The sequence below is a fragment of the Streptomyces sp. NPDC028289 genome, from assembly GCF_055565975.1.
The window spans coordinates 847,141-859,640 of record NZ_JBVHTI010000004.1; the positions used below are offsets into that span (position 1 = coordinate 847,141).

A 12,500-nucleotide genomic window follows, 5' to 3' on the forward strand; every position below is an offset into this window, starting at 1 on the left:
TGTCAACCGACCGGGACGCCGGCCTCCAGATAGAGCGCGGCACCGCGCTCGCGGGCCCGCAGCGCCCAGCGCAGCCGTTCGTAGCGCACCGGCGGCAGCAGGTCGGCGGCCTCCTGCTCGGTGACGAACCGCCAGTCCCGCAGCTCCGGCCCCGGCAGCACCAGCCGCCCGGCCTCGGCGGAGTCCAGCCGACCGCCGTCGAAGAGCAGGCGCAGACCGCCGTAGCGGGGTGGCGCGGGCTGCTCCCAGTCGACGACGAGCAGCCTGGGCAGCTCCTCCAGCCGTATCCCGGTCTCCTCCTCGACCTCCCGTACGCCTGCCCGCGCGGGGGCCTCACCGGGCTCGACGACACCGCCGGGGAACTCCCAGCCGGCCTTGTAGGTGGGGTCCACGAGGAGGACGCGGTTCTGTTCGTCGAAGAGGAGGACGCCTGCGGCGACGGTCTCGGCGGTGGGTTCGGGGGTTTGTACTATGTCACATACCGCCACTTCGCCACTGCCCACCGCCCCCGCGATCCGCACCGCCGTCTCGTACGGACTGAGCGCGCTGGTGTCGACGAGATGCGCGTCGGCGCTGATCCAGGAGGCGAGGGCGGCGCGGTAGGGCTCGATCTGGTCGTACGACCACTGCCGGATCCGTATCTCTCCGTCGGGCAGGTCGGGCGGGATCTCCCGGCCGGCTATCCGCTCGCGCAGGATCGTTTCCGCCGGGGTGAGGCACAGGTGCCGGACGGCGATCCGGCGGGCGGCGAGGCCGCCGAAGATCTCGTCGCGGTACTCCTGGCGCAGCAGCGTCATCGGAACCACCAGGGTTCCGCCCAGCTCCGCGAGCATCGCGGCGGCCGTGTCGATCACCAGCCGGCGCCAGATCGGCAGATCCTGGAAGTCGCCGACCTCCGCGAGGTGCTTGGCAGGCAGCAGGTGTGTCAGTGCCCCGCCGACGAGCTCGGGGTCGAAGAGCGTGCTGTTCGGGATCAGTTCGATCAGTTCACGTGCGGTGGTGGTCTTACCCGCACCGAACGCGCCGTTGACCCAGACGATCACGGACTCCCCCTCTTCTGTTGGCCCCCTGTGGCTTGCCCGCTCCACACTGCCACGGAAACCAGTTCCCGTTGAGGGTGCGCAAACGGGGTGCCGGTGTCCCCTGCCCGGAACACCGGCACCGTCGTCCGCTCGGGCTCCGCCGGGCTACTCCTGCCCCAGGAAGTCCGGGTCGGTCTGGAAGCTGCCCTCGCCGACCACGTGGCCGACGTGCTCCAGGGTGTCCGAGACGTGCAGGTCGTCGAGCGGGCCTTCGTCTGCCGCATGGGACGGGGTGATGGCGGCCACGACGAAACCGGTGGCCAGGCTGGCGATGGCGAGCATGCTGCGCTTCTTCATGCCCGTTTCAACTGCGCCGGCGGCCGGGGGTCACGGGCGTACCCGCGAGGGGAGCAACGCGGCGGGCCGAGCGGAAACCGGGCGGCCGCCGATCCGGACACCGGACGACCGGCCACGGCACGTCCGCCCGCAGCCCGGGGCGGCCGGTCCTGAACCCCGGCCGACCCGGCCTGAACGTTCCTGCGCGGCCTGACGACCGGCGTCGGACCGCCGTCAGACCCCCGCCGCCTCCGCGTCCGGCCTGGCGGCCAGCGCGGCCGCGGCGGCGCCGACCAGACCCGCGTCCGTACCCATCTGGGCCGGTACGACCGTCAGGCGCTGGACGAAGGAGAGGGTCGCGTAGTCGGTGAGGGCCTTGCGCAGGGGCGTGAAGAGGATGTCCCCCGCCTTGCCGACGCCCCCGCCGATCACCGCGATGTCGATCTCGACCAGGGTCGCGGTGGCCGCGATCCCGGCCGCGAGCGCCTGCGCGGCCCGCTCGAAGGAGGCGACGGCGACCGGGTCGCCGGCCCGGGCCGCGGCCGCCACCGCCGCGGCCGAGGTGTCGCCGTCGGGACCCGGCCGCCAGCCGCCCTCCAGCGCGCGCCGGGCGATGTTGGGGCCGCTCGCGATGCGCTCGACGCAGCCGCGCGACCCGCAGGGGCAGGGATCCCCGTCGAGGTCGACGCTGATGTGACCGATGTGCCCGGCGTTGCCGGTCGGACCGGGGTGCAGCTTGCCGCCGAGCACCAGGCCGCCGCCGACGCCCGTCGAGACCACCATGCACAGCGCGTTGTCGTGGCCGCGGGCCGCGCCCTGCCAGTGTTCGGCGGCCGTGATGGCGACGCCGTCGCCGATCAGCTCGACCGGCAGCCCGCCGGCGGCCGCCCGCACCCGCTCCACGAGCGGATAGTCCCGCCAGCCGGGCACGTTGACCGGGCTCACGGTGCCGGCGGAGGCGTCCACCGGGCCCGCGCTGCCGATCCCGAGCGAACCGGCCCGCTCCCACAGAGGTGAACCGGCGAGTTCGCCGACCACCTCCTCGACGGCCCCCATGACCGTCTCGCCGTCCTGCTGGGCGGGTGTCGCGCGCTGGGCGCGCGCCTGGATCCGTCCGTGACCGTCCACCAGCGCGCCGGCGATCTTGGTGCCGCCGATGTCGAGGGCCGCCACTAGGTCGGTGTGCATCAGAGTCAGTTCTCCCCGTCAACCATGAGTAGCCGAGTGACACAACAGGCCGGTCAAGCGGTGGGGGCGCAGGCCGGAGATTGCGGTGGACAGTCTCCCTTGCATCTGACAACGTTGTCCAGGCTCTATGCTCGACGCCACATCCTCATACAAACCCACGAGCCTGTGTATCCCTGATACAAACCCATGAGCCCAGACGCAATTCGTGAGCCCATGCATCCCGTGGACGACAGGACAGGACGCCGCATCGTGCCCGACACCTCCCGCCGCGCAGACCGTCTCCCCGGCTCCCGTTACGGGACCCGGCCGACGATGAAGGACGTGGCGGCGCGGGCCGGTGTGGGCCTCAAGACGGTGTCCCGGGTGGTCAACGGCGAGCCCGGGGTGACTCCTGACACCGAGCGCCGGGTCCAGGAGGCGATCGACGCGCTGGGCTTCCGCCGCAACGACAGCGCGCGGGTGCTCCGCAAGGGCCGTACCGCGAGCATCGGCCTCGTCCTGGAGGACCTCGCCGACCCGTTCTACGGCCCGCTCAGCCGCGCGGTGGAGGAAGTGGCCCGGGCGCACGGGGCATTGCTCATCAACGGCTCCAGCGCCGAGGACCCGGAGCGGGAGCAGGAGCTGGCGCTCGCGCTGTGCGCGCGGCGGGTGGACGGCCTGGTGGTGATCCCGGCCGGGGACGACCACCGCTATCTGGAGCCGGAGATCAGGGCGGGCGTGGCGACGGTGTTCGTGGACCGCCCGGCCGGGAAGATCGACGCCGACGTCGTACTGTCGGACAGCTACGGCGGTGCCCGGGACGGGGTCGCCCACCTGATCGCGCACGGCCACCGCCGGATCGGGTTCATCGGCGACATGCCCCACATCCACACGGCGGCCGAGCGGCTGCGCGGCTACCAGGCGGCGATGGAGGACGCCGGGATAGCCGTCGAGGACGCCTGGACCTCCCTCGGCGTGACGGACCCGGAGCGGGTGCGCCGGGCCGCCGAGGAGATGCTGGCGGGGCCGGACCCGATCACCGCGATCTTCGCGGGCAACAACCGTGTCAGCGTCACCGTGATCCGGGTCCTTGCCGAACAGGCCCGGCCGGTCGCGCTCGTCGGCTTCGACGACATCGAGCTCGCCGACCTGCTGCACCCCGGCCTCACGGTCGTCGCCCAGGACGCGGCCCTGCTCGGCCGCACGGCCGCCGAACGGCTCTTCCGCCAGCTGGACGGCACCCTCATGGCACCGGAACGCATCGAACTGCCGACCCGGCTGATCACCCGTGGCTCGGGCGAACTGCCCCCGGCGGACTGAGCCGCGCATGACGGATCGGACGCTCACAGGACCGGGCAGCGCGGCCACCGGCCGGACGTTCGCCGGGGCGAGCCGCCGATGACCGGCCGTACGCGCGCGGCGTCGAGCCGCCGGGCGACCGGACGGGCGTCCGCCGAACCGAGCCGGACGACGGCCCGGGCCTGCCCCGCGCTCGCCGAACCGAGCCGCCCGTGACCGGCCGTACGCTCGCCGAACTGGGCCTCGACGAGGCGCCGCGAGACCATCCGCTGACCTATCCCGGTGTCTGGCCGACCGACTCCGGGCTCCTCGACGGCGACCGGCTGCTGCCGCTCGACCGTCTGGTGCACGACGGGGACCGGGTGCCGGTGCTCGCGGTCGGCTCCAACGCCTCACCCGCCCAACTCCAGCACAAGATGGCCGAGTCCGGCGTCACCGGCCCAATCCCCATGGTGCGCACCCGGGTGAGCGGCCTCGACGTCGGCGTCTCCGCCCATGTCAGCCGCCTCGGCTATGTCTCGGCGTCCCCGGTCGCATCGCCTTCGGCGGTACGGGAGTTGTTCGTCCTCTGGCTGGACGGCCGGCAGCTGGGGGTGGTCGACGCGAGCGAGGGGGTACCGCTGCCGAACGGCAACTTCGAGCGGGCCTGGCTGCCCGCACCGGCCGTCCGCGCCACTCTCGCGGACGGCACGACGCTCCCCGGCGTCCACGCGTACGTCAACCGGCACGGCGTATTGCACGACGGCACCGGCGCGCCCCGCCGCCACCCCGGCGAACACGCCCTGCTCACCGAACTCCTCGCGGAGTCGCACGAGTTGAGAGAGCTGTTCGGCGTCACGCCCGAGCAGTTCTGCGCGCGGGCACGGGCCGACTCGGCGCTGTGCCGGCGGGGCACCCGGCTGTTCGCGGAGCGGAAGTGGGCGGTCGCGTCGGGACTGGAACGGTACGTCCGCGCTCAGCAGACGGGAAGTCCGGGGAGCGGCTCGTCGTTCCCGCCGCCCTTGATGTAGACGTCGCTGATGTACACGCCGGTGTTGCCCTTGTCGTCGTCGGTCTCGGCCCACCAGACGTTGGTCCGCTGCCCGTGGGTCTCCCGGCGGCCCAGGTCGACCTGGCAGGAGAACGAGTGGGCGCCCTGGCCGACCCTGCCCACCTTCACGCCGTCGGCGGTGTAGGACTTGGCGCCGCCGCTGCGCACCTGACAGGTGTACGTGCCGTCCCCTGCGGACTGGCAGACCGGGACCACGGTGGTGGCCGTTGCGGTGGCGGGAGCGGTGGCCCCGGCGGTGCCGGAACCGCCGGAGGAGCTGGGGCCGGAGGTCTGCGCCGCGGACGGCGTGGCGGAGGCGCGGTCCGCCGGGGTCGCCGGTTCGCCCCCGGGGGCGTACGTGGCACCGGTGACGGGTACGGCAGCCGTCTCCTCGCCCTGCCCCACGGGATCCGCCCCGGCCTGATGTCGGGCACCGGTGCCGCGGGCGCTCTCCGAAGCGCCGGTCACGGTCGGGGCGACCGGCCCCGCGTCCGTCCTCGCCGTCTGGCCTCTGTCGTTCCGCAGGGCGACGGTCAGCCCGGTCGCCGTGAGGACGACGGCGACCGCCACCACGACGAGCAGCCGGGCCCGGCGGCGGCTGCGGTCCGGGCGGGCGGGGCTCATCGCGCCGTCCGGGGCGCCGGGCCGGAGCGCGGGCTCTAATCTTCGGGCGGGTACGAGGCCGGCCCCCGGGGTTCCGGCTCCCTCGGCGAGTCCGGCGGCGGGTACCGGGGCGAGCTGTCCGGCATGCTGCGGAGCGGGCCCCTCGGCGGACTTCTCGACCCGTGCGTCGTCAGCACCCCGACCGGCCTCCGGGTCCGATCCCTCGCTTGCCCTCTCGTCGGTCCCCTCTCCGGCTCCTGCGACAGGTCCGTCTCCCGGAGCCGGCGCTGCCGCCCCGAACCCGTTCTCCTGCCGCGCGGGCTCCCGCTCCCGCAGGAGAGTCGTCGGCGTGTCCGGGACCGGCTCCAGCGCCACCGCCCGCAGCAGCCCGCAGGCCTCCTCGGCGTCCGGGCGGGCGTCGGGAAGCTTGTCCATCAGGCGCCGCAGGACGGGGGCGAGCGGGCCGGCCCTGCGGGGCTCCGGGAGGGGCTCGTCGACGATCGCGGTGAGCGTCGAGAAGGTGGACGTACGGCGGAAGGGCGAGGCGCCCTCCACGGCGGCGTACAGCGCCGCGCCGAGGGCCCAGATGTCGGAGGGCGGGCCGGGGGCCGCGCCCTTGGCCCGCTCGGGCGCCAGGTAGTCGAGGGAACCGACGAGTTCGCCGCTGCCGGTCAGATTCGTGGCGGAGCCGTCGCCGGGATCGGCCATGGTGGCGATGCCGAAGTCGGTGAGGACGACCCGGCCCGAGCGGTCGAGGAGGATGTTGCCGGGCTTGACGTCGCGGTGCAGGACGCCGACCCGGTGGGCCGCGGCCAGGGCGTCCATGACCTCGGCGCCGACGCGGGCGGCCTCCTGCGCCCCGAGCGTGCCGCGCTCGCGCAGCAGGTCGTCCAGGGAGGGGCCGTCGACCAGTTCCATGACGATCAGCGGGCGGCCGTCGACCTCGGCGATGTCGTGCACGACGACCACACCGCGGTGTCGTACCCGGGCGGCGGCCCGCGCCTCGCGCTGCATGCGCAGCCGCAGATCGGCCAGTTCGGGTCCGGCGCTGTCGGTGTGGGCACGCAGCTCCTTGACGGCGACCTCACGGCCGAGGACCTCGTCGACGGCGCGCCACACCACACCCATACCACCGCGCCCGAGCCGGGCCACGACCCGATACCGCCCTGCCAGCAGGCGACCGGTCCCGTCAGCCTGTCCGTACGAACCCGACACCACAGCCCCGATCCTGAACACGTCCCCGAATGGCGCACCAGAGTACGGGGCGATGACAGGGTCGGTTCAAGTCGGCGGGGAAAGCCGTGACTTGACCGGTACGCGCTACTTCCCCGAGGCCGTCAGATCGCCGCGCCGGGGCATCGCGAAGCCCTCCAGATCGGCCCGGGTCAGCCCGGTCAGCCGGGCCACCTCGCCGTTGTCGAGGGCACCGCAGTCCAGGCCGCGCAGCAGGTAGCCACTGAGGGCCTTGGCGGTGGCGGGTTCGTCCATGACGTCGCCGCCGGCGCGGTCGGCGTACCGGGCGAGCCGGGCGGCCGCCTGCTCCAGGCCCTCGCGGTAGAAGGCGAACACGGCCGCGTACCGGGTCGGGAGGTGGCCGGGGTGCATGTCCCAGCCCTGGTAGTAGGCGCGGGCCAGGGCGCGCCGGGTCAGACCGTAGTGCAGCCGCCAGGCGTCGTGCACCTTCGCCGTCGGGCCGACCGGCAGGACGTTGGTGGAGCCGTCCGACACGCGTACGCCCGTACCGGCGGCGGCGACCTGCATGACCGCCTTGGCGTGGTCGGCGGCCGGGTGGTCGCTCGCCTGGTGGGCGGCGGAGACCCCGAGGCAGGCGCTGTAGTCGAAGGTGCCGTAGTGCAGTCCGGTGGCGCGGCCCTCGGCGGCCTGGATCATCCGGGCGACGGTGGCGGTGCCGTCGGTGGCGAGGATGGACTGGCTGGTCTCGATCTGGATCTCGAACCCGATCCGGCCGGGCTCCAGTCCGTGGGTCTTCTCGAAAGCCTCCAGGAGCCGGACCATCGCGGTGACCTGTTCGGGGTAGGTCACCTTGGGCAGGGTCAGCACGAGCCCGCCGGGCAGTCCGCCGGCCGCGATCAGTCCGGTGAGGAAGATGTCGAGGGTGCGGATGCCCCGGTCGCGCACCGCGGCCTCCATGCACTTCATCCGGATGCCCATGTACGGCGCCGCGGTGCCCTCGGCGTACGCCTCGGCGATCAGCCGGGCGGCGCGGGCGGCCGCCTCGTCCTCCTCGGCGTCGGGGCGGGGGCCGTAGCCGTCCTCGAAGTCGACGCGCAGGTCTTCCACCGGCTCCCGCTCCAGTTTGGCGCGGACCCGGGAGTGGACGGGCTCGGCGAGGTCGTCGGGCAGGCCGAGGACGGCGGCGAACGCGGCGGCGCCGGGGGCGTGTTCGTCGAGGGCGGCGAGGGCCTGGTCGCCCCAGGAGCGGATCGTCCCGGCCGTGAAGGCGTCGCCGGGGACGTACACGGTGTGGACGGGCTGGCGGGTCCCCGGATCACCCGGATAGCGGCGCTCCAGTTCGGCGTCGACGGGTGCGAGGGAGGCGCTGATCTCCTCGCTGACGGCACCCGCGAGGCTCGTCGCCACCTTCTCCTGCCGGCCCTGACCCATCCCAGACCCTCCTGTTTTCCACTGTACGGAATCAACAATCCGTTGAATGAAGGTATCCGGGCGCCTTCGGGGCGGTCAACACCGTGTCCACGGGGCGACACGCCCCCATCTGGGCATGTTCACGCTCATCACACTCCTGGGTATCACACTGCTCAACGCCCGCCCGTCCGGCTTGTGCCCCCTGAAGGAGCCGTCGTGCCGAACCAGCGCCGAGTCACCCGCCGGCTGGGACTGCAGGCCCTGTTGGCCGCAGCGGTCACCGTGCCCCTCTCCAGTGCCGCGATCACCTCCTCCTCCGCCTCCTCCGTCTCCGCCACCGGATCGCGGGCCCGCCGGGTCGCGACCCTCGCGGCACCGGCGCGGCCGGCGCCCCGCCTCGACGTCATGACCTTCAACCTGCGGTACGCCAGCACCGCCGAGCCCAACAGCTGGGCCGACCGCCGCCCGGTGATGGCCGAACTGCTGCGCCGTGCGCAGCCCCAGGTCATGGGCACCCAGGAGGGTCTCTACCAGCAGCTGCGCGACATCGACAGCGACCTCGGACCGCACTACGACTGGGTCGGCACCGGCCGCGAGGGCGGCAGCCGGGACGAGTCGACCGCCATCTACTACGACATCCGGCGCCTGGTCCCGCTGGAGCACTACACCTTCTGGCTCTCCGACACCCCGGAGGTCATCCGCTCCAACACCTGGGACGCCGCCTTCCCCCGCATCGTCACCTGGGTCCGCTTCCGCGATCTCGCCGACAGCGGGCGGGAGTTCTACGTCGCCAACACGCACTTCGACCAGAAGAGCCAGTACGCCCGCGAGCGCAGCGCCACGCTCCTGGTGAAACGGATCGCGGAGTTCGACCCGAGGCTGCCCGTCGTGGTGACCGGCGACTTCAACGCCTATGCCCACCGGAACCGGGCCTACGACACCCTGGTGGACGCGGGGCTCGTCGACACCTGGGACGCTGCGGAGCACCGCGGCCCCCAGTACGCGACCTTCCACGGCTACCACCGCCTCAAGCCCGACGGCGACCGCATCGACTGGATCCTGACCTCGCCGGGCGTGACCACGCACCGGGCGACGATGGACACCTTCTCGATACACGGCCAGTTCCCGAGCGACCACCTGCCCGTGCAGGTCTCGCTGAGCCTGCGTTGAACCGAGGCCGCGCCCGCACGGCGAGGCCCCCGCGACCGGCGTCGGTCGCGGGGGCCTCGGAGTGCCCGGCGGCGGCGATCAGCCCTTGCGGGCCTTGACCTCGTCGGTGAGCTGCGGGACGACGTCGAAGAGGTCGCCGACCACGCCGAAGTCGACCAGCTCGAAGATCGGGGCCTCCGCGTCCTTGTTGACCGCGACGATGGTCTTCGAGGTCTGCATGCCCGCGCGGTGCTGGATGGCGCCGGAGATGCCGTTGGCGATGTACAGCTGCGGGGAGACCGACTTGCCGGTCTGGCCGACCTGGTTGGTGTGCGGGTACCAGCCGGCGTCCACCGCGGCACGCGAGGCGCCGACGGCCGCGCCGAGCGAGTCGGCGAGGGCTTCGATGATCGCGAAGTTCTCGGCGCCGTTGACGCCACGGCCGCCGGAGACCACGATCGCGGCCTCGGTCAGCTCCGGACGCCCGGTCGACTCACGCGGGGTACGGCCGGTCACCTTGGTGCCGGTCGCCTTCTCCGAGAAGGTCACCGCGAGGGCCTCGACCGCACCGGCGGCCGGGGCGGCCTCCACGGCGGCGCTGTTGGGCTTGACCGTGATGACCGGGGTGCCCTTGGAGACACGGGACTTGGTGGTGAAGGACGCGGCGAACACCGACTGGGTGGCCACCGGACCCTCCTCGCCGGCCTCCAGGTCGACGGCGTCGGTGATGATGCCCGAGCCGATGCGCAGCGCCAGACGGGCGGCGATCTCCTTGCCCTCCGCGGAGGACGGGACCAGCACGGCGGCCGGGGAGACGGCGGCCACCGCGGCCTGCAGGGCGTCGACCTTCGGGACGACCAGGTAGTCGGCGTACTCCGAGGCGTCGTGGGTGAGGACCTTCACCGCGCCGTGCTCGGCCAGCGCGGCGGCGGTGTCGGCGGCGCCGTTGCCCAGCGCGACGGCGACGGGCTCGCCGATGCGGCGGGCCAGGGTCAGCAGCTCCAGGGTGGGCTTGCGGACGGCACCGTCCACGTGGTCGACGTAGACGAGGACTTCAGCCATGGGAATGCTCTCCTGCTTGGATCAGTTGAGGGGCGGTCAGCGAGTGCTGGGCTCAGATGAACTTCTGGCCCGCGAGGAACTCGGCGAGCTGCTTGCCGCCCTCGCCCTCGTCCTTGACGATCGTGCCCGCGGTACGGGCCGGACGCGCGGTGGCGTCCTCGACCGCGGTCCAGGCGCCCTCCAGGCCGACCTCCTCCGCCTCGATGTCGAGGTCGGACAGGTCCCAGGACTGAACCGGCTTCTTCTTGGCGGCCATGATGCCCTTGAAGGACGGGTAACGCGCCTCACCCGACTGGTCGGTCACCGACACGACCGCCGGCAGGGAGGCCTCCAGCTGCTCGCTGGCGGCGTCGCCGTCGCGGCGGCCCTTGACCGTGCCGTCCTCGACCGAGACCTCGGAGAGCAGGGTGACCTGCGGGACACCCAGACGCTCCGCCAGCAGGGCCGGGACCACACCGGCGGTGCCGTCGGTGGAGGCCATGCCGGAGACCACCAGGTCGAAGCCGGCCTTCTCGATCGCCTTCGCCAGCACCAGCGAGGTGCCGATGGCGTCGGTGCCGTGCAGGTCGTCGTCCTCGACGTGGATCGCCTTGTCCGCTCCCATCGAGAGCGCCTTGCGCAGCGCGTCCTTGGCGTCCTCGGGACCCACGGTCAGGACGGTCACCTCGACGTCGTCGTCCGAGTTCTCCGCGATCTGCAGCGCCTGCTCGACCGCGTACTCGTCCAGCTCGGAGAGGAGACCGTCCACGTCGTCACGGTCGACGGTCAGGTCATCGGCGAAGTGCCGGTCGCCAGTGGCGTCGGGCACGTACTTCACAGTGACAACGATCCTCAGGCTCACGCCGGCTCTCCTACTGCATCGTCTCTTCTGGGCTGCCTCTTGCAGGCAGCATAGGCGCCTCAAGCGGCTCATCCCGGTCGGGGCGGCCGCGCGCTCCGAACGAAATATTACTCACCAGTACACTCAGTTCATGCCCGCTAAGCAAGCGCTTTGAACTGTGACCTTCGCAACGCAGCGTAACCGGAACTCGACGCGTTCGCAGAACGAGTGGCATGTGATTCCCGGAACCGAGGGCGTGTGATCAGTCCCGCAGTCCGTTGAAGCCGCCCTGGTGGTACAGGAGCGGGCGGCCGGCGCGGGAGGAATCGCCGACGAGCACCTCGGCCAGCACGATCCGGTGGTCACCGGCCGGCACGCGTGCCGTGACCCGGCACACCAGCCACACCAGTACGTCGTCGAGGACCGGGACACCCGCATGGCCGTCGCGCCAGTTGGTGGGCGCCCCGAACCGGTCGGCGCCGCTGCGCGCGAAGGTGGCCGCGAGCTCTGCCTGGTGCTCGCCGAGGATGTGGACGCCGATGTGCTCGGCGGTGGATATCGCGGGCCAGCTGGAGGCGCCCGTACCGACGCCGAAGGAGAGCATCGGGGGCTCGGCGGAGACGGAGGTGAGGGAGGTGGCGGTGAAGCCGACCGGGCCGTGGGCGCCGCGCGCGGTGATCACCGCCACACCGGCCGCGTGCCGCCGGAAGGCGGAGCGGAGCAGGTCGGGAGAGGCGAGCCGAGGGATGCCGAGGTCGGGCGTGGCCGTCATGGAGTTGTCCTTCTGCGGGAGGCGGTCGTCGGGTCCGGAGCTGCTCAACAGCCCGGACAGCGCGCGCTCGCGGTGCGGGCCAGGTCCACGTGGACCCGCCCGAAGAGAAGGAGTTCCTGAGGCATACGGTCAGGCTGACGATAGGTGGCGCGCCCAGTCAAGTACGTTCCGGCATATGGGAGGTGCCTCACCGTCATCGGCATCGCCGTCAGACCGCCTCGCCCAGCGCCGCGATGACGTCCGCCTTGCGGGGCTGTCCGGTGGCCCGGCGTACCACCCGGCCGTCCGCGTCGAGCACCAGCACGGTGGGGGTCTTGAGGATCCCCAGCTCGCGCACGAGGTCCAGGCGGGCCTCGGCGTCGATCTCGACGTGGGTGACGCCGGGGACCATCCCGGCGACCTCGCCCAGCACCCGCCGGGTGGCCCGGCAGGGGGCGCAGAAGGCGCTGGAGAACTGCACCAGTGTGGCCCGTTCGCCCAGTTCGCCGCCGAGTTCGGCCGCCCCGAGCCGCTTGCCGTCGTCGCGCCCGCGCACCCGTACCCTCCCGCTCCGCCGCCTGTGCAGCACTCCGTAGACGCTCGCCGCCGCGAGCACCGCCACGCACACCACGAGTCCGGTCATCACCGGACAAGGAT

At 72.7% G+C, this 12,500-nt stretch carries 12 protein-coding genes; 3 read left to right on the forward strand and 9 right to left on the reverse strand.

What is annotated here, in order from left to right:
- Positions 1 to 2: 2 nt before the first annotated feature.
- The 3 genes from ACZ4UV_RS23885 to ACZ4UV_RS23895 all read right to left on the reverse strand — a co-directional run bounded on the left by ACZ4UV_RS23885 (position 3) and on the right by ACZ4UV_RS23895 (position 2,546).
- Positions 3 to 1,043, reverse strand: a complete 1,041-nt coding sequence (locus ACZ4UV_RS23885; RefSeq protein WP_451019562.1) for an NUDIX hydrolase — start codon at positions 1,041 to 1,043, stop codon at positions 3 to 5.
- Between the two features lie 144 nt (positions 1,044 to 1,187).
- Positions 1,188 to 1,379 (reverse strand): hypothetical protein, encoded by a 192-nt coding sequence (locus ACZ4UV_RS23890; protein WP_451019561.1) that lies wholly within the window; start codon positions 1,377 to 1,379, stop codon positions 1,188 to 1,190.
- A gap of 213 nt (positions 1,380 to 1,592) precedes the next feature.
- A complete protein-coding gene (locus tag ACZ4UV_RS23895; RefSeq protein ID WP_351494807.1) occupies positions 1,593 to 2,546 on the reverse strand; it encodes an ROK family protein in 954 nt (317 codons plus the stop codon).
- Between the two features lie 213 nt (positions 2,547 to 2,759).
- On the opposite strand from ACZ4UV_RS23895, the gene ACZ4UV_RS23900 reads away from it, so the two are divergent.
- Positions 2,760 to 3,845 (forward strand): LacI family DNA-binding transcriptional regulator, encoded by a 1,086-nt coding sequence (locus ACZ4UV_RS23900; RefSeq protein ID WP_390048544.1) that lies wholly within the window; start codon positions 2,760 to 2,762, stop codon positions 3,843 to 3,845.
- Between the two features lie 191 nt (positions 3,846 to 4,036).
- Positions 4,037 to 4,834 (forward strand): hypothetical protein, encoded by a 798-nt coding sequence (locus ACZ4UV_RS23905; RefSeq protein WP_467840473.1) that lies wholly within the window; start codon positions 4,037 to 4,039, stop codon positions 4,832 to 4,834.
- Here the strand turns inward: ACZ4UV_RS23905 and ACZ4UV_RS23910 are convergent.
- Together ACZ4UV_RS23910 and ACZ4UV_RS23915 are read right to left on the reverse strand one after the other, a co-directional pair.
- Positions 4,780 to 6,675 carry a serine/threonine-protein kinase gene (locus ACZ4UV_RS23910; protein ID WP_467840476.1) on the reverse strand — a complete coding sequence of 632 codons (1,896 nt, stop codon included), beginning with the start codon at positions 6,673 to 6,675 and terminating at the stop codon, positions 4,780 to 4,782. The two genes, ACZ4UV_RS23905 and ACZ4UV_RS23910, sit on opposite strands and share 55 nt — an antisense overlap.
- Positions 6,676 to 6,777: 102 nt before the next feature.
- A complete protein-coding gene (locus ACZ4UV_RS23915; protein ID WP_451019557.1) occupies positions 6,778 to 8,082 on the reverse strand; it encodes a DUF6986 family protein in 1,305 nt (434 codons plus the stop codon).
- Positions 8,083 to 8,277: 195 nt separating this feature from the next.
- On the opposite strand from ACZ4UV_RS23915, the gene ACZ4UV_RS23920 reads away from it, so the two are divergent.
- A complete protein-coding gene (locus tag ACZ4UV_RS23920; RefSeq protein WP_451019556.1) occupies positions 8,278 to 9,231 on the forward strand; it encodes an endonuclease/exonuclease/phosphatase family protein in 954 nt (317 codons plus the stop codon).
- Between the two features lie 78 nt (positions 9,232 to 9,309).
- Here ACZ4UV_RS23920 and ACZ4UV_RS23925 read toward each other — a convergent pair whose 3' ends face one another.
- The 4 genes from ACZ4UV_RS23925 to ACZ4UV_RS23940 form a co-directional block, all read right to left on the reverse strand.
- Positions 9,310 to 10,272, reverse strand: coding sequence for an electron transfer flavoprotein subunit alpha/FixB family protein (locus ACZ4UV_RS23925; RefSeq protein ID WP_390048534.1), 963 nt, complete (start codon positions 10,270 to 10,272; stop codon positions 9,310 to 9,312).
- 52 nt (positions 10,273 to 10,324) lie between these two features.
- Entirely contained in the window at positions 10,325 to 11,113 is a 789-nt protein-coding gene (locus ACZ4UV_RS23930; protein WP_390048532.1) for an electron transfer flavoprotein subunit beta/FixA family protein, read from the reverse strand.
- A gap of 241 nt (positions 11,114 to 11,354) precedes the next feature.
- Entirely contained in the window at positions 11,355 to 11,864 is a 510-nt protein-coding gene (locus tag ACZ4UV_RS23935; protein ID WP_451019555.1) for a flavin reductase family protein, read from the reverse strand.
- Positions 11,865 to 12,072: 208 nt separating this feature from the next.
- Complete coding sequence (locus tag ACZ4UV_RS23940) at positions 12,073 to 12,486, reverse strand: TlpA family protein disulfide reductase (RefSeq protein WP_351501299.1); 414 nt, start codon at positions 12,484 to 12,486, stop codon at positions 12,073 to 12,075.
- Between the last annotated feature and the right edge of the window lie 14 nt (positions 12,487 to 12,500).